Annotated in this window: 25 protein-coding genes, 1 tRNA gene and 4 pseudogenes; 20 read left to right on the forward strand and 10 right to left on the reverse strand. The window is 65.7% G+C overall.

What is annotated here, in order from left to right; translation table 11 throughout:
- Positions 1-62 precede the first annotated feature (62 nt).
- From LRS12_RS20060 to LRS12_RS20075, 4 genes and pseudogenes are all read left to right on the forward strand, one after another.
- Positions 63-491: pseudogene (locus LRS12_RS20060) on the forward strand (TolC family protein); the annotation flags it as partial.
- Positions 487-651: pseudogene (locus LRS12_RS20065) on the forward strand (hypothetical protein); the annotation flags it as partial. The pseudogenes LRS12_RS20060 and LRS12_RS20065, both read left to right, overlap by 5 nt.
- On the forward strand, positions 652-1,077 hold the full coding sequence (locus LRS12_RS20070) for a TolC family protein (protein WP_308223042.1): 426 nt from the start codon (positions 652-654) through the stop codon (positions 1,075-1,077).
- A gap of 7 nt (positions 1,078-1,084) precedes the next feature.
- Positions 1,085-1,399, forward strand: coding sequence for a TolC family protein (locus LRS12_RS20075; protein ID WP_308223025.1), 315 nt, complete (start codon positions 1,085-1,087; stop codon positions 1,397-1,399).
- A gap of 142 nt (positions 1,400-1,541) precedes the next feature.
- On the opposite strand, the gene LRS12_RS14345 is transcribed toward LRS12_RS20075, so the two are convergent.
- The 5 genes from LRS12_RS14345 to hspQ form a co-directional block, all read right to left on the reverse strand.
- Positions 1,542-1,946, reverse strand: coding sequence for a hypothetical protein (locus LRS12_RS14345; protein WP_257845121.1), 405 nt, complete (start codon positions 1,944-1,946; stop codon positions 1,542-1,544).
- Positions 1,947-2,265: 319 nt separating this feature from the next.
- Positions 2,266-2,820, reverse strand: coding sequence for a GNAT family N-acetyltransferase (locus LRS12_RS14350; RefSeq protein ID WP_257845122.1), 555 nt, complete (start codon positions 2,818-2,820; stop codon positions 2,266-2,268).
- Between the two features lie 170 nt (positions 2,821-2,990).
- Entirely contained in the window at positions 2,991-3,260 is a 270-nt protein-coding gene (rpmA, locus tag LRS12_RS14355) for a 50S ribosomal protein L27 (RefSeq protein ID WP_257845123.1), read from the reverse strand.
- A 13-nt stretch (positions 3,261-3,273) separates the two neighbouring features.
- Positions 3,274-3,642, reverse strand: coding sequence for a 50S ribosomal protein L21 (rplU, locus tag LRS12_RS14360; RefSeq protein WP_257845124.1), 369 nt, complete (start codon positions 3,640-3,642; stop codon positions 3,274-3,276).
- A gap of 234 nt (positions 3,643-3,876) precedes the next feature.
- On the reverse strand, positions 3,877-4,257 hold the full coding sequence (gene hspQ / locus LRS12_RS14365; protein WP_257845125.1) for a heat shock protein HspQ: 381 nt from the start codon (positions 4,255-4,257) through the stop codon (positions 3,877-3,879).
- A gap of 132 nt (positions 4,258-4,389) precedes the next feature.
- Here hspQ and LRS12_RS14370 point away from each other — a divergent pair.
- A tRNA-Ser gene (locus tag LRS12_RS14370) sits at positions 4,390-4,479 on the forward strand.
- A 119-nt stretch (positions 4,480-4,598) separates the two neighbouring features.
- Here the strand turns inward: LRS12_RS14370 and ctrA are convergent.
- Entirely contained in the window at positions 4,599-5,306 is a 708-nt protein-coding gene (gene ctrA / locus LRS12_RS14375) for a response regulator transcription factor CtrA (protein WP_066656563.1), read from the reverse strand.
- A gap of 329 nt (positions 5,307-5,635) precedes the next feature.
- Here ctrA and LRS12_RS14380 point away from each other — a divergent pair, with 329 nt between their 5' ends.
- Complete coding sequence (locus LRS12_RS14380) at positions 5,636-8,572, forward strand: TonB-dependent siderophore receptor (protein WP_257845126.1); 2,937 nt, start codon at positions 5,636-5,638, stop codon at positions 8,570-8,572.
- A 110-nt stretch (positions 8,573-8,682) separates the two neighbouring features.
- Here LRS12_RS14380 and LRS12_RS20080 read toward each other — a convergent pair whose 3' ends face one another.
- Positions 8,683-9,186: a substrate binding domain-containing protein gene (locus LRS12_RS20080; RefSeq protein ID WP_308223043.1), complete on the reverse strand. Its 504-nt coding sequence runs from the start codon at positions 9,184-9,186 to the stop codon at positions 8,683-8,685.
- Positions 9,080-9,544, reverse strand: a pseudogene (locus LRS12_RS20085) (LysR family transcriptional regulator); the annotation flags it as partial. The pseudogene LRS12_RS20085 and the gene LRS12_RS20080, both read right to left, overlap by 107 nt.
- 136 nt (positions 9,545-9,680) lie before the next feature.
- Between LRS12_RS20085 and LRS12_RS14390 the strand changes: the two are divergent.
- From LRS12_RS14390 to LRS12_RS14440, 11 genes and pseudogenes are all read left to right on the forward strand, one after another.
- Positions 9,681-10,403: a pirin family protein gene (locus LRS12_RS14390; RefSeq protein ID WP_257845127.1), complete on the forward strand. Its 723-nt coding sequence runs from the start codon at positions 9,681-9,683 to the stop codon at positions 10,401-10,403.
- A gap of 84 nt (positions 10,404-10,487) precedes the next feature.
- Positions 10,488-11,090, forward strand: coding sequence for an NAD(P)H:quinone oxidoreductase (gene wrbA, locus LRS12_RS14395; protein WP_257845128.1), 603 nt, complete (start codon positions 10,488-10,490; stop codon positions 11,088-11,090).
- A 1-nt stretch (position 11,091) separates the two neighbouring features.
- Positions 11,092-11,880 carry a dioxygenase gene (locus LRS12_RS14400; protein ID WP_257845129.1) on the forward strand — a complete coding sequence of 263 codons (789 nt, stop codon included), beginning with the start codon at positions 11,092-11,094 and terminating at the stop codon, positions 11,878-11,880.
- A 65-nt stretch (positions 11,881-11,945) separates the two neighbouring features.
- On the forward strand, positions 11,946-12,437 hold the full coding sequence (locus tag LRS12_RS14405) for a PAS domain-containing protein (RefSeq protein ID WP_257845130.1): 492 nt from the start codon (positions 11,946-11,948) through the stop codon (positions 12,435-12,437).
- Positions 12,434-14,122, forward strand: coding sequence for a bifunctional diguanylate cyclase/phosphodiesterase (locus LRS12_RS14410; RefSeq protein WP_257845131.1), 1,689 nt, complete (start codon positions 12,434-12,436; stop codon positions 14,120-14,122). The genes LRS12_RS14405 and LRS12_RS14410 overlap by 4 nt, the downstream gene beginning before the upstream one ends.
- Before the next feature lie 45 nt (positions 14,123-14,167).
- The gene (locus tag LRS12_RS14415) at positions 14,168-14,839 is read left to right on the forward strand and encodes an RluA family pseudouridine synthase (RefSeq protein ID WP_257845132.1); all 672 of its coding nucleotides are present in this window, start codon (positions 14,168-14,170) and stop codon (positions 14,837-14,839) included.
- Positions 14,829-15,233, forward strand: coding sequence for an alternative ribosome rescue aminoacyl-tRNA hydrolase ArfB (arfB, locus tag LRS12_RS14420; RefSeq protein WP_257845133.1), 405 nt, complete (start codon positions 14,829-14,831; stop codon positions 15,231-15,233). The genes LRS12_RS14415 and arfB overlap by 11 nt, the downstream gene beginning before the upstream one ends.
- 43 nt (positions 15,234-15,276) lie before the next feature.
- Positions 15,277-15,711 (forward strand): hypothetical protein, encoded by a 435-nt coding sequence (locus LRS12_RS14425; protein WP_257845134.1) that lies wholly within the window; start codon positions 15,277-15,279, stop codon positions 15,709-15,711.
- Between the two features lie 39 nt (positions 15,712-15,750).
- Positions 15,751-16,236: a GAF domain-containing protein gene (locus LRS12_RS14430; RefSeq protein ID WP_257845135.1), complete on the forward strand. Its 486-nt coding sequence runs from the start codon at positions 15,751-15,753 to the stop codon at positions 16,234-16,236.
- A 335-nt stretch (positions 16,237-16,571) separates the two neighbouring features.
- Positions 16,572-16,775, forward strand: a pseudogene (locus tag LRS12_RS14435) (RcnB family protein); the annotation flags it as partial.
- Positions 16,776-16,815: 40 nt separating this feature from the next.
- A complete protein-coding gene (locus LRS12_RS14440; RefSeq protein WP_257845546.1) occupies positions 16,816-17,271 on the forward strand; it encodes a hypothetical protein in 456 nt (151 codons plus the stop codon).
- 3 nt (positions 17,272-17,274) lie between these two features.
- Here the strand turns inward: LRS12_RS14440 and LRS12_RS14445 are convergent, their stop codons facing one another.
- Both LRS12_RS14445 and LRS12_RS14450 read right to left on the reverse strand, forming a co-directional pair.
- Complete coding sequence (locus LRS12_RS14445; protein WP_257845136.1) at positions 17,275-18,591, reverse strand: M28 family metallopeptidase; 1,317 nt, start codon at positions 18,589-18,591, stop codon at positions 17,275-17,277.
- A gap of 6 nt (positions 18,592-18,597) precedes the next feature.
- Positions 18,598-19,053, reverse strand: a complete 456-nt coding sequence (locus tag LRS12_RS14450) for a universal stress protein (RefSeq protein ID WP_257845137.1) — start codon at positions 19,051-19,053, stop codon at positions 18,598-18,600.
- A gap of 135 nt (positions 19,054-19,188) precedes the next feature.
- Here LRS12_RS14450 and LRS12_RS14455 point away from each other — a divergent pair, with 135 nt between their 5' ends.
- Genes LRS12_RS14455 through LRS12_RS14465 form a run of 3 tightly spaced genes read left to right on the forward strand, consistent with a single transcriptional unit; the run spans position 19,189 to position 21,513 of the window.
- Positions 19,189-20,928, forward strand: a complete 1,740-nt coding sequence (locus LRS12_RS14455) for a pyruvate dehydrogenase complex dihydrolipoamide acetyltransferase (protein ID WP_374581075.1) — start codon at positions 19,189-19,191, stop codon at positions 20,926-20,928.
- Positions 20,916-21,137 carry a hypothetical protein gene (locus LRS12_RS14460; protein WP_257845138.1) on the forward strand — a complete coding sequence of 74 codons (222 nt, stop codon included), beginning with the start codon at positions 20,916-20,918 and terminating at the stop codon, positions 21,135-21,137. Before LRS12_RS14455 ends, LRS12_RS14460 begins: the two co-directional genes overlap by 13 nt.
- Positions 21,130-21,513, forward strand: a complete 384-nt coding sequence (locus LRS12_RS14465) for an acyl-CoA thioesterase (RefSeq protein ID WP_257845139.1) — start codon at positions 21,130-21,132, stop codon at positions 21,511-21,513. The genes LRS12_RS14460 and LRS12_RS14465 overlap by 8 nt, the downstream gene beginning before the upstream one ends.
- Positions 21,514-21,539: the final 26 nt, after the last annotated feature.

Below are 21,539 nucleotides of genomic sequence, written 5' to 3' on the forward strand. Positions count from 1 at the left end.
GCCCGACCTATCAGCGGCCCGAAACGCCACCCACGGCGGCGGCGGCCTTTGTCGATCCCGGCATGACCAAGGTGTCGCCAAGCGCGGTCGAGGGCGAATGGTGGCGGCTGTTCAAGGATCCGGTGCTCGACCGGCTGGTGGTGGAGGCGCTGACCTACAACACCGATATCCGTCAGGCGTCGGCGAACCTGAAGCGGGCGCGCGCGATCCTGTCGGAATCGCGCGGGCAGCGGCTGCCGTCGACCAATGTCGGTGCGGGCTATACCCGGTCACGCACCGGGGCAGAGAGTGCCCAGGGCGCGTTGCCGCCGGGCGTGGACGGGGTCGAGGGCGACTTCTTCCAGGTCGGTCTGGACGCGTCCTATGAGATCGACCTGTTCGGCCGGGTGAGCCGTTCGATCGAGGCGGCGCGGGCGGATGTCGATGCGGCGCAGGCGGCGCTCGACGGTGCGCGCGTGGCGATCGCGGCGGAGACGGCGCGGACCTATGCTGCGGCGTGCGGCTTTGCCGCGCAGGCGGCGGTGGCGCGCGAGACGGTGCAGCTGCAGACCTCGCACGCTCGACCTGACCCAGCGGCTGTTCGACGCCGGGCGCGGGACGATCCGCGACGTGGATCAGGCGCGCGTGCTGGCCGAGAATGCCCGCGCACAGGTGCCGGCGTTCGAGGCGGAGCGGCGCGCGGCGCTCTATGCGCTGGCGACGCTGACCGGCAAGCCGCCGGCGGAGCTGGACGGGCAGGCCGATGCCTGCGCCACGCCGCCGGGCGTATCGGCGCTGATCCCGGTCGGTGACGGCCAGGCCTTGCTCGCCCGCCGCCCCGATGTGCGTCAGGCCGAGCGTCAGCTGGCGGCGGATACCGCGCGGGTGGGGGTGGCGACCGCCGCGCTCTATCCGTCGATCACGCTGGGCGGTTCGGTGTCGCTGGGCGCGCAGAATATCGAGGATCTGGGCAAGAGTTCGTCGTTCAACTTCTCGCTCGGGCCGCTGCTCAGCTGGAACTTCCCGAACCTGACCGCCGCGCGTGCGCGCGTGCGTCAGGCTGAGGCGGGGGGCGGAGGGTTCGCTCGCCGCGTTTGACGGCACGGTGCTGACCGCATTGCGCGAGGTCGAACAGGCGCTGGCGCGCTATTCGGGCGAGATCGAGCGCAACGTCGCACTCCGCCGCGCCGATGCCTCGGCGACCAACGCCGCGCGGATCGCGATCCTGCGGTTCGAGGCGGGGCGCGACAGCCTGCTCCAGCGGATCGACGCCGAACGCGAACGGGCAGGCGCGCGCGCCGCGCTCGCCCAGTCGAATGCGGCATTGGCCGAGGCGCAGGTTGCGCTGTTCAAGGCGCTCGGCGGGGGCTGGGAAATCGCGCCGAAACCGGTTCGGCGCGAGGCTGCCGCCGTCGATTGAGGTTCAGGGTTTCGGGCGGAGCCGTGTTGCGTAACTGGCTCCGTCCGATCATTTGAGGCAAGGTTCGCTCTCAGGCCCTCCCCTTCAGGGGAGGGGTTGGGCGGCTTACGATCCCATTGCGGTCATTCGGTCGATCACGACGCTACTTAAGGGGGGTGATTGCCGCCCGGATGGCGCTGGGTTCGACGTCGTTACTCCTATCAAAACAGACAGGTTTTCCTTCGGCACGACATTCGTTCGTCACCCTGCCGGTAATCACGACATAGCTGTTTGCGTAAAAAGTAGCCTGCATCTCGAAGAATGCGAACCGCGCCCCTTGGCCAAGCCCAAGGGCAGGATAATTCGGAAACCCGAAACCTGATACGTCAGTAGCCCCGGCCGCCAGCGCCGCTCGCATCGCGTCCATGGAGCGGTCTACGTCGTCGGCCTCCGCCTTGTTGCGGTATAGACGGCAACTGTTCACTTCACACCTCGATAGATAGCCAACAACGCTGACCGTTTGACCGTTTAGTCGATCTATCTGGGGTATCAGTTCCGCAACGGTCATAGTCGTCTTCGACGGCGCACTGCCACAAGCCGCCACAGCGAGTGCCGCAAGTAGTCCAATAACCGGTCGGAAGACTGATGTGATCCGCATTGTCTTAGACTACCATTGTCGATGGCAGCTAACCACCCAATGCCGGACGTTTGTACCTCGTTCGGGCGGATGTGTGGGTGAGGCAAGGGCCGTCGTCCGTGCGTAGTCTCGGTGAGACGCGACGGCCCCACCCCAACCCAGTGGCGGGTCGCCCAGTCTTCCGGACTGGGCTTGGACTGCCGGGGGCAGTCCAAGCCGCCACTCCTGAAGGGGAGGGGCTTTTAGTGCTTCACGCCGCCATTCGGTCGCAGGGATCGGTACAGTCTGAGTCCGACAGGCGCTGCTCGAACTCCACCGTCACATCCTCACCGCCGCGACCGAGCGAGTGGCGGGAGATGGTGCGCCCCGTCGGGCGGAAGCCGAGCTTGCGCAGGACACGGCCCGATGCCGGATTGTCGGCGAAGTGGCTGGCGGTGAGCGTGGGCACGCGCAGCGTGCGGGCGATGTCGATCACCGCGCGGCCGGCCTCGGTCGCATAGCCGCGACCCCAGGCGTCGGGAGCGATCCAATAGCCGAGTTCGACAGTGCCGCGCTCCATCCGGTCGAGCCCGATGCAACCGACGATGCGGCTGGTGGCCTCGTCCAGCGCGCAGATCAGGAACACCGGCAGGTCGCTCGCCTTGCGCTCGATCATCAGAAATTCTTCGGCGTCGCTCACCGCATAGGGCCACGGAGCGCGGCTGAGGTTGCGGACAACCTCATGATGGCCGATCGCGCGCGCCAGTTCGGGCGCATCCTCGATCCAGCCGGGCCGCAGCATCAGTCTTTGCGTTCTTGCGAACATGTCCGCTTACTCCTCTTGCCCGCCATTCCCGCCAAGCATGACGCGGGAAAGACGATCGGGTTTCGAGGGAGCAAAGAAAAAGGGAGACCGGGGTGACCCGTCTCCCTTTTGCGGTCTCCTGATGCGGAGACCCGGGTCACCCTGGCGGGCAACCCGGATGGTTGCCCAGCTTATTCGGCCGCAGCCGCAATCATTTCTACCGAGCAGAATTTGCGACCGAGCTTGCCGTCGTGGAATCGCACGCGGCCGTCGGTAAGCGCAAAGAGGGTATGGTCCTTGCCGATGCCGACATTGACGCCCGGATAATATTTGGTCCCGCGCTGACGCACGAGAATGTTGCCCGCAATGGCGACTTCGCCACCGAACTTCTTCACGCCGAGACGCTTGGACTGCGAGTCGCGACCGTTGCGCGAAGAGCCGCCTGCCTTCTTATGTGCCATTTCGGATTACTCCTTACGCTTCCGCGGCCGCCGGGGCATCGCCCTCGGTCGCCTTGGCCTTCGCGGCCTTCTTCTTGGTCTCCTGCGCACCGATCGCGGTGATCTTCAGGATGGTGTGGTTCTGGCGATGGCCGTTCTTGCGGCGATAGTTGTGCCGACGGCGCTTCTTGAAGACGATGATCTTCTCGCCCTTCTGCTGGGCGACGATCTCGGCCGAAACGGTCAGGCCGTCGGTCGACTTCAGATCCGAACCTTCGCCAGCGAGCAGCACGTCACCCAGGGTGATCGTCGAACCGGCTTCGCCGTCGAGCTTCTCGACGACGATCTTGTCTCCTGCGGCAACGCGATACTGCTTGCCGCCCGTGCGCACGATAGCGAACATGGGCCTCATCTCAATTTCAAAGCATGTGCCCGCGCAGGACAAGCCCGGCGGGAGGAACGGCGCGGTTATGGGATTCGGGTTAGGAAGTCAACCGTTATGCGGGGCTGTCGCCCCATAGTTTCGGCACCGGCCCGCTCCCCCACCCGGCCACCCGTTCCCGAATATCCTGCCGATGGGCGGCCGGGTGGGGGAGCGGGCCGGTGCCGCAGAACGCGCCAGTGTTCTCAAACAAACCTAATGCCGATGCTCGCGCTTCAACTGATACCGCCCGTCGCTCAACTCGTCGAACAACCCGCTGATCGCGGGATGCTCGACCGGCTCGTCGCTGTCGTCCGCGACCAGGTTCTGCTGGCTGACATAGGCGACGTAGCTCGACTCCGCATTCTCGGCGAGCAGGTGGTAGAAAGGCTGGTCCTTGCGCGGGCGCACATCCTCCGGGATCGCGTCATACCATTCGTCGGTATTGGCAAAGACCGGATCGATGTCGAAAATCACCCCGCGAAAATCGAACAGCCGGTGTCGCACCACATCGCCCAGGTTGAAGCGCGCATGCGCGACCGGAGGGACGGGGACACCGGCAATCGCCAGATCGAGCGGGTCGGAGGCGCGAGTCATGGGTTCAATCTAATGCGCTTTGCGGTCCATACAAGAAGCGTGCGCAAGGCGCTTGCAAGCCCGCGAGCCTTGGTCTAGAGGCCCGCGCTCGACCGGACGGAGCGGCATGTACATGCCCTGCGGACCCCTCGCGGAGAGGTGGCAGAGTGGTCGATCGCGCCGCACTCGAAATGCGGTTTACGGGGAACCGTAACGTGGGTTCGAATCCCACCCTCTCCGCCAGTTACTTCTTGCAGATCAGATGGTTCGCCGAAGGGCGGGCCATCATGCGCGCACAAGAAAAAGGGCCGCGCCATCCCCCGGATGGCGCGGCCCCCTTTGCCCCACGCAACGAACTGGTGTCAGGCGACCGCGCTGACCGCGCCGGCCGCTTCCTCGGGCTCGCGCAGCACATAGCCGCGGCCCCAGACGGTCTCGATGTAATTCTCGCCCTCGCACGCCATGCTGAGCTTCTTGCGCAGCTTGCAGATGAAGACGTCGATGATCTTGAGCTCGGGCTCGTCCATCCCGCCATAAAGGTGGTTGAGGAACATTTCCTTGGTGAGCGTCGTGCCCTTGCGGAGCGAGAGCAGCTCCAGCATCGCATATTCCTTGCCGGTCAGGTGGACGCGGGCACCATCGACCTCGACGGTCTTGGCGTCCAGGTTCACCGCCAGCTTGCCGGTGCGGATGACCGACTGGCTGTGACCCTTGCTGCGGCGCACCACGGCGTGGATGCGGGCGATCAGCTCTTCGCGATGGAAGGGCTTGGTCACGTAATCGTCGGCGCCGAAGCCGAACGAGCGGACCTTGCTGTCCATTTCGTTGATGCCCGAGAGGATCAGGACCGGGGTCTGAACCCGCGCAACGCGCAGCTTCTTCAGCACGTCATAGCCGTGCATGTCGGGAAGGTTCAGGTCGAGCAGGATGATATCGTAATCATACAGCTTGCCCAGATCGAGGCCTTCCTCGCCCAGATCGGTGGTGTAGACGTTGAACCCCTCGGTCGCGAGCATCAGCTCGATGGCCTTGGCGGTCGTCGGTTCGTCTTCGATCAGCAGCACGCGCATCGGCTGATTTCCCCTGTGCCGGTTGGACGCCCCCTGTGACGAACAACGCGACTGATTCATTAACCTAAGCTGGAATGAAGGCAAAAGGTTAATTTTTGGCTAACCGGCCTGAATCCACGAGTCGCGGGGGGTGGGGCAGGAGTGGTGAACCGTCAGTGTCCAGCCGGACTTGCGGCGAACCCTGTCAAGTCTTGACGCGAATCATATAAACTCAGGTTATAGGCTTCGCCGTTATTTTGCATTTGCACACATAGAATATGCATGATTAATTTCCCGGTTTCTGGCGAAGCCGACACAAAAATGCGCGCCGGGTCAAAAGGGGGTTGGGTATGAAGTTCAAGACCGCATTGTTCGTGACCGCGTGCAGCCTGGCGGTTCCGGCGTTCGCGCAGGATGCGCCTGCACCCGCGACCGGGGAGGAATCTGGCGAGCGTGAGGTGACGATCACCGGATCGCGCATCGTTCGCGACGGATTTCAGTCGCCGACCCCGCTGACGGTGCTGACCAGCGAAGATATCGACAATACGTCGCCAACCAACAATATCGCCGACTTCGTCAACCAGCAGCCGCAGCTTGCCGGATCGACCAAGCCGGCCAACTCGCGTCTCAACCTGTCCAACGGCTCGGCGGGCATCAACGCGCTCAACCTGCGCAACCTGGGCGAGGGGCGGACGCTGATCCTGTTGAACGGTCGCCGATCGGTCGGTTCGACGATCTTCGGCTGGGTCGATGTCAACAACATCCCGCAGGGACTGGTCGATCGTGTCGAGATCGCAACCGGCGGCGCGTCGGCGGCCTATGGCTCGGACGCGGTCGGCGGCGTGGTCAACTTCGTGCTCAACAAGGAGCTTGATGGGCTGCGCATCAGCGGAGAGACCGGCGTCACCACCTATGGCGACGGGTTCAACTATCAGGGTACCGTCACGGGCGGCACGTCATTCGCCGGCGGCCGTGGGCACGTCATGTTCAACGCGGAAATTTCGCATCAGGACGGCATCTTCGAGATCGATCCGATCGACCGCAAGTGGAACCACACCGGTTATGTGCGGGTCGAAAACCCGGCGTGGAGCGCCAATGCGACCGTGCCGCGCTATATCACTACGCTGCGCAATGTCGGTGCGTCGAACTCGACGCCGGGCGGCCTGATTACCAGCACCGCGCTGCGCGGGCTGTATTTTGGTCAGGGCGGTTCTGTGAACGTGTTTGACTATGGTACCTTCCAATTCCCGGCGCTTGGCGGTGCCTCTGCACCGTCGGTCGTCCAGAACGGATCGTGGCAGGTCAATGATTCTGGTCGCCGTATCGGCCTGATGCCCGAGGATGATCGCTGGGGCGTGTTCGGTCGACTGACCTATGAGGTTACGGACAATGTCGAGGCGTTCTTCGAAGCTTCGTACAATCACCAGAAGGTCTTGTTCAACGCGGGTCCGAACCTGGCGACCGGCATCACCTACAACACCACGGGCTGCACCGTGGTGCCGACGCCCATCACCTGTAACGCATTTGCGCTCCAGACACTGGGCACGGCGCGCCTGACCGGCGTCAACAGCTTTACGCTGGCGACGACTGCGGCTGACCTGCCGTTCCGCGCGATCAATAACGAGCGTGAGGTGATGCGCTTCGTCGGCGGGTTCGAAGGGACGTTCGAGGCGTTCGGCAAGACCGCGCGCTGGGACGTCTATGCGCAATATGGCCGTTCGGACGTGCGTGAGCAGCTGCGCAACATCATGCACAATGCGCGCATGGCCGCCGCCACCGCAGCCGCGTTCGCGCCCGCTGGCAACGCGCGCGGCTATGCGGTCGGGTCGATCCAGTGCCTCATCAACGTCGATGCCAGCACGACCAACGACGATCCCAACTGCGTGCCGCTCAACCGGCTCGGCATTGGCGTCGCGAACCCTGCGGCGATCGCCTATGTGCTCGGCGATCCCTATCGCGACCAGACGCTCGAACAGTTTGTCGCGGGCACGAACTGGTCGTTCACCCCGTTCGCGACCTGGGCTGGCGATGTCAGCATCGCATTCGGTGGTGAATATCGCGAAGAGAAGATCCGCGGCAGTGTGCCGACCGAGTTCCAGCCGGTGATCAGCCCGACGGGCACCACCAGCAACGCCTGGTCGGTCGGAAACTATCTGCCCTTCACCGGTGCCTACAATGTGAAGGAAGCCTATCTCGAGACCGTGGTGCCGCTGGGCTTCGGGCTTGAGTTCAACGGTGCGGTGCGCGGCACCGACTATTCGAACTCGGGCTATGTCACGACGTGGAAGCTGGGCGCGACCTGGCAGCCGATCGAGGACATTCTGTTCCGCGTGACGCGTTCGCGCGACATCCGGGCACCGAACCTCAACGAACTCTATCAGGCGGGTACCGCGAACAGCGATTCGGTTGCCAACCCGGTCTATACGCAGGACGGACTCAACGGTCCGCAGCGCTACAGCTATTCGGGACTGGTGACGGGCAATATCAATCTGCGCCCTGAAGTCGCCAATTCGTGGAACATCGGCGGCGTGCTGTCGCCGCGCTTCCTGCCGGGCTTCAAATTCTCGGTCGATTATTTCCGCATCGACCTGGAAGGCGCGATCGACTCGATCTCGGCTCAGGAAGTCGTCAACCGCTGCTATGCCGACGGCAATCAGGATTTCTGCGCCGCGATCACGACCGATCCGGTGCGGTCGACGCCGACCGCACCCTATCTGCTGATCCGGACTCAGCCGTTCAACTATGTGCGCCGCCTGGTGCGTGGCGTCGATTTCGACGCGGCCTATCGCATCCCGATGGGCGAAAGCGCGATCACCCTGCGCGGTATCGCGACCCGCTACATCGAAAATCTGGCGGTCACCGGCATCGCCGGATCGGCTCCGGTCAACACGGTGGGCGCGAATGGCGGTCAGGCGAGCACGCCGACGTGGATCTTCCGCGGCAGCGTCGCCTACACCACGCCGACCTTCTCCGCGACCTTGACCGGCCGTGGGGTCAGTTCGGGCAGATACGCCGCGAGCGGCATCGAGTGCACTTCGGGCTGCCCGCTCTCGACCACCAATTTCCCTACCTATAACAACAACCGCGTGTCGGGCCTGTTCTATGCCGACCTCAACCTGACCCAGAAGGTCCAGGTGGGCAGCTCCGAGGCGGAGTTCTTCTTCAACGTCACGAACCTGTTCAACCGCTGGCCGTTGCTGGTGCCGGAAACGGGCAATGCGTCGAACACGACCTATTCGGACATGTTGGGCCGCCAGTTCCGCGTCGGCTTCCGCTACAAGCTCTGACGTCACCTGACCCAAGCAAGGGGCCGGTCCGCAGCGATGCGGGCCGGCCCTTTGCATTGGGGCGCGATCAAACCCGTGTGCAGAGGTTACGGAAGCGCTGCGATAGAAACTCAATCACCAGCTCGACCCGCGCCGGGCGCAGGGAACTGGGCGGGGGTGAGCAGATGAAGCGCAATGTTCATCGGCGACCAGTCGCCGAGGATCTCGACCAGCCGCCCGTCCGCCAGTTCGCGGTCGATGATGAAGTCGGGCAGCCGAGCGATGCCCAGCCCGGCGAGCAGTGCGGGGGTCATCGCGTCGCCATTGTCGGTGATCAGTGGCCCGGTCGGGCGTACCGCCGCTTCCTCGCCATCCGCCTTGCGGAAATGCCACGCGCCGATCGCGTTCGCGTAGAGGAAGCAGGCGTGATGCGCGAGGTCGGCCGGATGCTGCGGCGTGCCATGCTGCGCGAGATAGGCGGGGGGCGGCGACCACGCGTGCCTTGACCGGTGACAGGCGGCGTGCGCGCAGCGAGCTGTCGGGCAGGTCGGCGATGCGTAGCGCGATGTCGAATCCGTCGGCGACGATGTCGACCCGCGCGTCGGACAGGCGCAGGTCGATCTGGATACCGGGATGTGCGACCAGCAGGTCGGCGATGGCGTCGGCGACGAAGCGGATGCCGAAGGTGATCGGCGCTGCGATGCGGACCATGCCCGACGGCGCGCGCGCGGCGTCGAGCGCGGCCTCCTCCGCCGCTTGTGCTTCGGCCAGGATGCGTCCGGCGCGTTCGGCGAGCGCGGTGCCGCTGTCGGTCAGCGTCAGGCGGCGCGAGGTGCGGTGGAACAGCGCGGTGCCGAGATGCGCCTCCAGCCGGGCAATCGCCTTGGACACGGTGGCTTTGCTCACCCCGATCGCGGTCGCCGCGCCGCTGAACGAGCGATGCTCGACCACGCAGGCGAAGATCGCCCAGGCTTCGAAATCGGGCAGGCGCATTGGCAACTCCTGTGCGCGTTGTTCCTCTGCTTTCGCAGGGGACTGAATGCATAAAATACAAAACGATCCGTTTCAAACGTTTCCATTTACGACTCTCTCGTCATGCCTATCTTGGCCCTCAAGCAAGGAGGTTCTCATGATCGAGAAGCGTTCGTTCGACAGTTTGGGCCATGCCGATCACGGGTGGCTCAACGCGCGGCATCATTTCAGCTTCGCCAATTACTATGACCCCGCCCGCATGGGATGGGGTGCGATCCGGGTCTGGAATGACGACGAGATCGGCCCGAATAGTGGCTTTCCGCCACACCCCCACAAGGACATGGAAATCATCACCTATGTCCGCACCGGCGCGATCACCCATCAGGATCCGATGGGCAACCAGGGCAAGACCGGCGCGGGCGACGTTCAGGTGATGAGCGCGGGAACCGGCGTGCGTCACGCGGAATATAATCTGGAGCCGGTCACGACGACGCTGTTCCAGATCTGGATCATGCCGCGCGAAGCGGGCGGTGCGCCGAGCTGGGGCGCGAAGCCGTTCCCCAAGGGCGAGCGGTCCGGCAAGTTCGTGACTCTGGCGAGCGGCTATGCGGAGGACACTGACGCGCTGCCGATCCGCGCCGATGCCCGCGTCCTGGGTGCGACGATCAAGGCCGGTGAGAGCGTGACGCATATCGTGGGTGAGGGGCGGCACGCCTATCTCGTCCCGGCGGTCGGCAAGATCGAGATCGACCCCGGCCCGGAGGCCGGGGCAGGCGCGCAGACGTTCAACGCCCGCGACGGCGCCGCGCTGAGTGGTGGGCAAACCGTCACGATTATCGCGATCGAGGACGCCGAAATCGTCCTGGTCGATTCCGACTAGACAGACCCCCGGAGCGGTCCGCAACCTCCCCCTCCCAAGGCGGGCCGCTCCACCCCTTTTCATCGCTATCCAAGGAGACACGCCGTGACCAAGGTTCTGGTGCTCTATTACTCGTCCTACGGCCATATCGAGGCAATGGCCGAAGCCGTTGCCGAAGGCGCGCGTTCGACCGGCGCGACCGTCGATATCCGCCGTGTCCCCGAAACCGCGCCGGAAGCCGTGGTCGCTGCCGCCGGGTTCAAGACCGACAGCGCGCATCCACTGATCGACGGCCCCGACGCGCTCAAGGAGTATGACGCGATCATCGTCGGGTCGCCGACCCGCTTTGGCCGCATGGCGAGCCAGATGGCGAGCTTCTGGGACACCGCCGGCGGCGTGTGGTATCAGGGCGCGCTGCATGGCAAGGTGGGCGGTGCCTTCACCTCCTCGGCCACCCAGCATGGCGGCAACGAGACGACCTTGTTCAGCATCATCACCAATCTGCTGCACTTCGGCCTGACCATCGTCGGCCTCGATTATGGCCATGCCGACCAGATGAAGATCGACGAAGTGCTGGGCGGCGCGCCCTATGGCGCGACCACCGTGGCGGGCGGCGACGGCAGCCGCATGCCGAGCGAGATCGATCTGGCGGGCGCACGCTATCAGGGCAAGCGCATCGCCGAAGTCGCGGCAAAGCTGGCCGCCTGACATGACGCGCGCCGTACAACCCGCCCTGTTCGTGTCGCACGGCTCGCCGATGATCATGTTCGAACCCAGTCCGGCGCGAGATTTCCTTGCCGGGCTGGCATCGCAGGTCGCACGGCCCGACGCGATCCTGATGATCTCCGCGCATCACGATATGGCGGAGGCGGTGGTGACGTCGGGCGGCGACCTGCCGACGATCCACGATTTCGGCGGCTTTCCGCAGAAATTATTCGACCTGCGCTACCCGGCAAAGGGCGATCCGGCGCTGGCCGAAGCGGTCGCGCAGATGGTTGCCGATGCCGGGCATCCTGTGTTCCTCGACCCCGCGCGCGGGCTGGACCATGGAGCTTGGGTGCCGCTGATGTTGGCCTGGCCCGACGCCGACATCCCAGTCGTGCAACTGTCGATCAGCAGCGCGCATCCGCCCGAATGGCACCACCGCATTGGTCAGGCGATCGCGCCGCTGCGCGAACGCAATGTGCTGATCATCGGGTCCGGCAGCCTCACCCATAATCTTCGTGCGATTTTCATCGAAGGGCGCAACCATGACGCACCGATCCCCGAATGGACATCCGACTTTGCCGACTGGGTGAAGGACCGGTTCGACGCCGGGGACACCGATGCGGTGCTCAACGCGGTCGAGCGCGGGCCGCACGGCCGTCAGAACCATCCGACGATGGACCATATCCTCCCCCTGTTCACCGCGATGGGGGCGGGCGGGGCGCAGGCCGAGCGGCTGCACCACAGCTACACCTATGGCGTATTGGCGATGGACGCTTACCGCTTTGGGTAAGCCATTCACCAGTTCGAAACGGCTTCAGCACTAGGCATGGTCCCGAGCGCGCAACGCGCCGGACGATGGAGCCGAATACGGACGTGCTGGGGGGCAGGACTCGCGAACAGCGCAAGATGCGCGTGGATGCTGCTCAGCCCGGGCCCCGGACCAATGCACCCGACATATTGGGGTCGGTCGAGACGCTGCGCACCAACTGGTTCTGGTCCACCGACGCCGATGGTCGCATCGCGTATCTCAGCGAGTGGCTGGCGGGAGAACTGACGACCCCCGCCGAGGGGCTGGTCGGTCGCGACCTGACCGACATGTTCCGTGCCGAGGGTCTGTCGACCGATGCCGGCGGCTCGATCGGCTATGCAGTCGCGCGGCGCAAGCCGTTCCGCGCGGTCAATGTCCGATGCCCGGTCGATCCCGACGAGCGGATCTGGACGATTTCGGGCAGCCCGCAGCTCGACGCACAGGGCAACTTCATCGGGTTTCGCGGGGTAGGCGCTGATGTGACCGCGATCGAGCAGTCGGCGGGGAAATCGCGCGGCTCGCCAGCTATGACACGGTGACGGGGCTGCGCAACCGACGCGGCATGGCGACATTGGTCGAGCAGGCGATTGCGGTGGCCGCGACCGCGCGCGAGGCGACGCCTTTTTCGGTCCTGCTGATCGATCTCGATCGGTTCAAGCAGGTCAACGACACGCTGGGTCATCCGGCGGGCGACCAGTTGCTGATCCAGGTCGCAGATCGGCTGAAACGGGAGATTGCCAATATCGATTGCATCGGGCGGATTGGCGGTGACGAGTTCCTGATCGTCTTCCCGACCTGTCCGGGGCGCGAGGCGCTCGAACAGACGGCGGCGTCGATGATCGAAGGGCTGTCCAAGCCCTATTTTCTGGGCGACAGCCGGTGCGTGATCGGCGCGTCGATCGGCATCGTGCGGTGCGATCAGGGTGACGAAACGCCCGAGGGAATCGCGCGCAACGCCGATCTGGCGCTCTACGCCGCGAAGCGGGCGGGGCGCGGTTGTGCGCGCTTCTTCACCCAGGACATGGCCGAGGCCGCCGAGGACCGGCGCTCGGTCGAGCAGGACCTGCTCGACGCGCTCGATCGCGGCCAGTTGGAGGTCAATTACCAGCCTTTGGTCGCCGCAAATTCCAACCGGGTGGCGGGGTTCGAGGCGCTGTTGCGCTGGAATCACCCGACGCGCGGGCGCATTTCGCCGGCGCTGTTCATCCCGATCGCCGAGGAAACCAACCTGATCGTCCGGCTGGGCGAATGGACTCTGCGTCAGGCGTGCATGGATGCGGCGGGCTGGCCCGGCGACCTGCGGGTCGCGGTCAATGTCTCGCCGATCCAGTTTGCCAACCCCAATCTGCCGCAGATTGTGGTCAGCGCGCTTGCAGCATCGGGGCTGCGTCCCGACCGGTTGGAGCTGGAGATCACCGAGAGCGTCTTCCTCGACAGCGGCGAGCAGGCCGACAAGATGTTCGAGACGCTGAAGAAGATCGGCGTGCGGCTGGCGCTCGACGATTTCGGCACCGGCTATTCCTCGCTCGGCTATCTGAAGAGCGCGCCGTTCGACAAGATAAAGATCGATCAGAGCTTTGTCCGCGACGCATCCGACCCCAAGTCGCGCAACAGCGCGATCATCACCGCGATCGTCGCGCTCGCCAACGCGCTGGGCATGGATACCACCGCCGAGGGGGTCGAGACGGTCGACCAGCTCGAGACGATGCGCGCATTGGGCGTGGGGCTGATCCAGGGCTATCTCTACAGCCTGCCCGTCTGCGCCCAGACCGTGTCCAACGCCGTGATCGGTGGCGCATGGGAAATCCAGCCGATCGGCCCGGCCAAGCAGCGCGAGCATCGCCTTGCCACTTTCCGCCGGATCGGGGCGGTGCATGACGACCATTATTACCCGGTGATCCTGCGCAACCTGTCGAGCACCGGGGCGCTGATCCAGGGGATTGTGGGGGTGCCGGTGGGGACGCGCTTCGTCGTCGATTTCGGCGATCGGCGCTGGATGCTGGCGACGGTACGGCGGTCGCACCACGATCATCAGGGCGTCGAGTTCGACGAAGCGCTGGCGAGCGACGGGCAGGGCGGATATCGCCCGCGTTATCAGGTGTCGGCGACGATGCTGAGCCAGACCGGACTGGTGCTGCAGCGCCCGGTCGAGGGCGGTGCGATGCAGCCGACGCATCGCGATGTCCGGCTGGGGCTGCCGGCCTTCGCCACCTCGGGCGCCTGACCCTTCCGCATTGCGGTTCGCCGCCACTTCCCGCAAGGGGGCGGTATGATCCAGGATCACGTACTATTCATCGATGGCGAGGCGATCGTCCTCGACAAGCCCGCCGGGCTTCCAGTCGATCCGCCGCGCGACGGGTCGATCAGCCTTGAAAATCATCTCGGCAACCTGACCTTCGGGTTTCAGCGCTGGCCGACGCCGGTCCACCGGCTCGATCGCGATACCAGCGGCTGCTTGCTCCTCGCGCGCAATCCCAAGGCGCATGCCCGGTTCCAGCAGGCGTTCGAGGCCGGGCAGGTGACCAAGCGCTACCTCGCGGTGATCGACGGCATCCCCGACGCGCCGTCGGGGCTGATCGACCTGCCGCTGATCAAGGTGTCGAGCGCCGAGCGCGGCTGGCGGATGACCGGCGGCGCAAACGGCAAGGCGGCGCGGACCCGCTGGCGGATGCTGGCGAGCAAGGATGGGCGCGCGTTCATCGCCTTTTACCCGGAAACCGGGCGCACCCATCAGATCCGCGTCCATGCCGCCGAGGGGCTGGGCTTCCCGATCACCGGCGACCCGGTTTACGGCGTCGCCAACGGGCGCAAGATGATGCTGCACGCCGCGCAACTGACCGTGCCGCGTCCGGGCAAGCCCGACATCCATGCCGAGGCGCCGACGCCGGATGCGTTCCGCGCGCTGGGCTTTGCCGGCGGGCAGACTGACGATGCCGATTGAGCTGCCCGAGGCCGCGATCGTCGAGGAAAAGTTCCTCGCCGCGTCGGGGCCGGGCGGGCAGAATGTCAACAAGGTGTCGACCGCGGTGCAGCTGCGCGTCAATGTGTTCGCGCTGGGCTTGCCACCCTATGCCTATGCCAAGCTCAAGGAGCTTGCCGGGAGCAAGATGACGTCAGGCGGCGAGCTGGTCGTCACTGCGCGCAAGTTTCGCACGCAGGACGCAAATCGCGAGGACGCACGTGCGCGCGTGCTGGAGCTGATCGAGAAAGCCCATGAGCGTCAGGCGCGGCGGATCAAGACCAAGCCGGGCAAGGCCGCCAAGGCGCGGCGGGTGGACGAGAAGAAGGGGCGGTCGGCGATCAAGGCGGGGCGGGGCAGAGTTCAGCTCGATTGATCCTGACGCGCAACGATCGCGCCGTGCCGTGCGTTGGCGCGCGATGATCCGACTGACCCTGATGCTTCCGCTCGCCCTTGTCGCCGCCTGCTCGCAGGAGCCGGTGCTCGACGATGTCACTCAGAACAATATGCAGGAGGCGGAGCCGCTGAGCCTGCCCGACCCGGTCGAGCCGAGTCCGGTCCCCGTCAGTGGCACCGACACCATTCCCGCGCCATTTCAGGGCGACTGGAGCGCAAAGGCGTCAGACTGCGGAAAAGGAAACGACGTGACGCGGCTGACCATCGCCCCCGGCGAATTGCGCTTTTACGAAAGCAGCGCCAGCGTCACCGGGGTCACCGGCACGCGCGGCGAGATCAAGGTGAGCGCCCGCTATACCGGCGAGGGCGAGACCTGGGATGCGACACGGACCTTCATGCTGTCGGCAGACGGCAACAGCGTGACATCGGACGGAATGACGCGGGTGCGCTGTCCCTAGACCCTTGCATCGTGGCGCGGCGCGCGCCACCTGCGGCGCATGTACAGTTTCGACATCGCCGCCGGGTCCAAGGCCGAACTCTATCGCGATCTTCATGCCGCGCTCGATGCGCTGACGGCGGGAGAGAGCGACGCCATCGCCAATATGGCCAACGCCGCGTCCTTGATCGCTCAATATCTGCCCGACCTCAACTGGGCGGGCTTCTATCGCAATGTCGGCGGCGAGTTGGTGCTCGGCCCGTTTCAGGGCAAGGCGGCATGCATCCGCATTGCGTTCGGCAAAGGCGTGTGCGGCGCGGCGGCGGCGACGCGCGAGACGCAGCTGGTCGAGGACGTGCACGCCTTTCCCGGCCATATCGCGTGCGATGCGGCGAGCAATGCCGAGCTGGTCATCCCGATCGTACATGATGGCGTGCTGATCGGCGTGCTCGACCTCGATAGCCCGGTGACAGGTCGGTTCGACGCCGAGGATGCCGCGGGTTGCGAGGCGTTGATGGCCCTGCTCGGTCCCCGGATCGCAGGTTAATCCCTGCCCCGGATCGGGACTTCCTTAACCACGACGCGCGGTGGGAACGCCGCGCAAACACTGTTAAGAATCTGTAAAGAGGCGCGGCCTTTCTACCCTGCTTGAATGGCCGCGTCTCGCCCGAACAGCGAGTAGTGCCCATGCGTGTTCTGACCTTAGCCACTCTGTCGATCGCCACCATCGCGGTTGCGACCCCTGCGGATGCGCAGCGCGTGTGGCGCGACGGGCAATGGGTGCAGCGCGAGCGCGAGCCAGTGCGTTATCCTGCGCGCTCGGTCCCCGCGACGCGGATCGATCCGCCGCGCGCGACGCAGAGCGGTAGCCGCTGGGGGCCGATGATCGGTGGGCGCTGGCACGCCGGAACGCGCGCGCCCGGTGGGTGGAGCGCCTATCGCCGCCCGGTGCGCGGCTGGACGCTGCCAAGCTATTGGATCGGCGGCGGTTTCTGGATCAGCGACTGGTCGGGCTGGGGGCTGAGCCGCCCGCCGCATGGCTATGGCTGGCTGCGCTACTATGACGACGCGGTGCTCGCCGATGGCAATGGCCGGGTGTGGGATTCGGTCAGCGGTATCGACTGGAATGGCGGCGGTGGTGGCGGCGCAGCGGTGGCGACTGCGGGCGGCGGCTATGCCGCAGCGGCGGCTGCCGGAGGCGGCGGTGGCGGCGGCGGCGGTTATGGCGCGCGCTACGACGCACCCGAGTACGACGATGAAGATTATGAGGACGACCGTCATGTCCGGCGGCCGATCCCCGCACACCCATACCCGGGGGTATGCGCCGCCGTCCTGCGCCAACCCGTGCGGCGCGCAGGGCGGCGGCTACGCCCGCGGCTATCATGGCAGTGGCTATTACATGGTCGGGCCGACCGTGACGACGATCGTCATCCAGTCGGGCGCGACCACGACCACCACCGTCACCGAAGAGGTGATCGAGGAGGTCGAGGAGGTCCGCACCTATCGCACGCCGGTGAAGACGGTGCGCCGCTATCCGAGCAAGACGGTCGTGCGGCGTTCGACCAAGGATTGCTGTCGGTAAAGCCTAGTTCCGCGGCGGCCGCGTCCCGAACGTCACGATGCTCTCGCTGCCATCCGCCGCGACCGCCGACACGCCGATGAAGTGGTCGTCGACGACGACGTCCTTCAGCACCGTCTCGGTCCGCCCGGCAACGCCGCGCACTTCGGCCCAATTCTGGGTGTCGTTGCGCCGCCAATACACCTTGTAGCTGCGCGCGCCGGGGACGGCGTTCCACTTCACCTTGGTATCCGCGCTCACCGCGCCGTCGAGGACTACGCCGGACGGAGCCGATGGTGCATTGGCGAGGCGGCGGATCGTCGCGACGTTGAGCGCGGTGACCTTCGCCAGATAGGGGAAGTCCATCTTGTCGACCGTGTCGCCATAGACCTGGCCATTTTCGGTGCGCAGCGTCTGGTGCTGCTGGTCGTAATTCTCCGCCGCGACCGAAAAGCGGACGGCGGGATAGCCGAGGCGCAGGAACGGTTCGTGATCCCCGCCGCGCCCGAACCGGTCGGGGCGCCGCACGACGAACACGTCGAGCGCGTCCTTGTCCTTCTCGCGCATCCCGTCGGCAACCTTGTCGATCGCCTTGGCGAGCGCGCGGCTGGGGCCGTCATCCTCGCCGCCATCGCCGCGCCGGCCGAGCTGGCCGGGAATGTCCTCCGATGCGCGGATGCCTTCGGAGAACACGCGCACGCGGTCGGCGACGCGCACACCGTTCTGGCCGACGGTATTGCCGACGATGTCGTTGTTGAGGACCGCGATCACCTCCCATCCGCGCTCCTTAGCGGTTTCGGCGAGCAAGGTGCCGCCCCACAGCCCCTGTTCCTCGCCCGACAGCAGGGCATAGACGATCGTCGCCTTGAGCTTCTGCTTCGACAGGATGCGTGCCGCCTCGATCACCAGAGCAGTGCCGGACGCGTCGTCGTTCGCACCCGGCGCATCACTGGTGAAGTCCATCACGTCGCTGACGCGCGAATCGATATGGCCCTGGACGATGATAACGCGCTTGGGGTCCTCGCCCTCCTGAAAGCCGAGGACGTTGACCACCTCCACCCCGTTCGGCGCGCGCGGGCCGGTGAAGGTGCGGCCGATCCGGGCGACCTTGATGCAATTGCCGCACGCCGCGCCGATCCGGTCGAGTTCCTCCGCCCCCCATTTGCGCGCCGCGCCGATGCCGCGCACCGGATCGTCGGGGGAAGACAACGTATGGCGTGTGCCGAAGCTCACCAGCTTTTCGACGTCGGCCTTGAGCCGTTCAGGGCTCGGCGCGTCGGCGGGCCTTTGCTGGGCGACGGCAGGGGCTGCGATCAGCAGCGCAGGGAGAAGAAGGGTTCGCATAGGGCCTCAGCTTAGCCGGTCGATCGCCTCGCGGTCGAGGCTTCCTGGGATGATCATCAGCGGGACCGGCAGGACCGCCATGTCGCCGCTGGTGAAGTGCGTGACGATCGGGCCGGGCTTGCCACCGACCGCAGCGCCGAGCACCAGCGCGGCGATCTCCGGATTCGCCTCGATCATCTCGCGGATCACCTTCGGACCATCGCCCTCGACCACGGTGATGCTTGGCTTCAGCCCCGATTCCTGGATCAGCGTGCCCGCCGCGCCCGCGACCAAAGCCTCGGCCCGCTGGCGTGCCTCTTCCTCGATCGTCGCCATCACGCCGCCCCACTGGACGAAGTCGGGCTTGGGAATCAGCGCGAGAATCTCGACCCCGCCGCCGGTCTTGACCGCGCGGCGTGCGGCAAAGCGGAGCGCGATCTGCGCCTCGGGGCTTTCGTCGATCACGACCAGATAGGTACGCATGAAACTAGTTCCCCCCTCCGTTGGTGACAGGTGGTGACGCCTCACGCACCCGAGCGCAAGGGGCGGGGTTGACCCGCGCCGTTCATCGCGCAAGGAGGGCGCGTTCATAACACCACGGCAGGATCCTCCCCACCCATGTCGATCGAAATCAAGATGCCCGCGCTTTCTCCGACGATGGAGGAGGGCACGCTCGCCAAATGGCTGGTCAAGGAAGGCGATACCGTCAAGGCCGGCGACCTGATGGCCGAGATCGAAACCGACAAGGCGACGATGGAGTTCGAGGCGGTCGACGAGGGCGTGATCGCCAAGATCGTCGTGGCCGAGGGCACCGACGGGGTGAAGGTCGGCACGGTCATCGCGGTGCTGGCCGGCGAGGGCGAGGATGCGTCATCGGTGTCCGCGCCGAAGGCTGAGGCTCCCAAGGCGGAAGCTCCCAAGGCCGAGGCCGCTCCGACACCTGCAGCAGCGCCCGCATCGGCCCCGGCCGCCGCACCGGCAAACAGCGGCGACCGCGTCAAGGCGAGCCCGCTGGCGCGCCGGATCGCCGCCGAAAAGGGCGTCGACCTGTCGGGCGTGAGCGGCTCGGGCCCGAACGGCCGTATCGTCAAGGCGGATATCGAGGGCGCGAAGCCCGGTGCGGCTCCGGCAGCAGCACCCGCCGCCGCGCCGGCAGCTGCGGCCCCCGCCGCTGCTGCTGCTCCCGCTACCGCCCCGGCATCGGTCTGGTATGACGAAAGCATCCCGCACGAGGTCGAAAAGCTTAGCAACATCCGCAAGACGATCGCGCGCCGCCTGACCGAGGCGAAGCAGACGATCCCGCACATCTACCTGACCGTCGATATCCAGCTCGACGCGCTGCTCAAGCTGCGCGGCCAGCTCAACAAGAGCCTGGAAGGGCGCGGGGTGAAGCTGTCGGTCAACGACATGCTGATCAAGGCGCTGGCCGTCGCACTGACGCAGGTGCCCAAGTGCAATGTGACCTATGCGGGCGACAAGCTGGTCAAGTACAGCCGCGCCGACATCTCGGTCGCGGTGTCCACCCCGACGGGGCTGATCACCCCGATCATCCGCGACGCGGCGAATATCGGCCTCGCGTCGATCTCGACCCAGATGAAGGCGCTGGCCGACCGCGCGAAGGAGGGCAAGCTCCAGCCGCACGAATATCAGGGCGGTACCGCCAGCATCTCGAACATGGGCATGTTCGGGATCAAGCAGTTCGATGCGGTGATCAACCCGCCCCAGGCGATGATCCTGGCGGTCGGCGCGGGCGAGAAGCGTCCATATATCGTCGACGACGCATTGGGCGTCGCGACGGTGATGTCGGCGACCGGCAGCTTCGATCACCGCGCGGTGGACGGGGCCGATGGCGCCGAGCTGATGAAGATCCTCAAGGCGCTGATCGATCGCCCATGGGCCTGCTGGCCTGAGATTGCGGCCATGCGGTCCTCCGAACACTTTACGTCCAGTCTTCGGGGCGCGGGCATGTTTGGGGTGATGGCTGGCGCGGCGGCGCTGCCATGGGCCTCGATGTCTGACAATGAAGGTTTGCTGGGCGGATCCTTGGTTGAGCTGTTTGTGATTTGGGTAGTATCGACGGCTCTCGTTGCCGCTTTCCTGGCATGCCTCCTCATCCTTCCGGTGTTCATGGTGCGAGTGTTTGGCCAACTGGCCTCTGCGCGTGTGCCGCAACCCCTCGCAGAGTTCGGGCTGGCGACAATTTGCGGCCTAGTCGTCGCTGAGCTTGGCTCGCTCGTGTTCGCGAGCGGATCGCTCGCCCACGACCTGTGGTATTTTCTCTTGCTTGCCCCGGCCGCTACCGCGCTGATCGCGCGTGGCTTGGACAGAATGAAGCGCGATAACCCATGCGAGTCCTGATCGAAGCATTGCATATCGCCGCAGGGATCGCGGTCGCGTTGCTGATCGGGGCGTTGGCGAGCTGGGCCTATCCGCTCGCTCGGGCCGATGTGTGGCTGGTCACGGGCATCGCGATCCTGTGCATCATCCTGATGGGTATCGGGCCGATGCGCCGCGCGATGTGGCTGCAGCGCAACCCGCAGGGCGGTGAGGGCGGCGACGATGCCTGATCGGGAGCCCCCGGCGATCGAACCCGCGATCCGCGTCAGCACCATGCCCGCCGACGCCAATGCCTATGGCGACATTTTCGGCGGCTGGCTGGTGGGACAGATGGACCTTGCCGCCGGCCTGGTCGCGGCGCGCCGCGCCAAGGGTCGCGCGGTCACCGTCGCGATGGACGGGATGCAGTTTCATGCGCCCGTCGCGGTCGGTGATGAAGTGTCGGTCTATGCCCAGATCGCCAAGATCGGGCGGAGTTCGATGCTGATCGAGGTCGAGGCCTGGCGCCGCTGTCGTCATGGCGAGGAGCGCGAGCTGGTCACCCAGGCGAACTTCACCTTTGTCGCAGTCGGCGAGGACCGCAAGCCGCGACCGGTGGACGGATAGTCCGCGCGACCCCATTTCTCCTTTCA

Origin of the sequence: Sphingomonas sp. J344, from assembly GCF_024700005.1 — a bacterium.
Taxonomy (GTDB): Bacteria; Pseudomonadota; Alphaproteobacteria; order Sphingomonadales; family Sphingomonadaceae; genus Sphingomonas.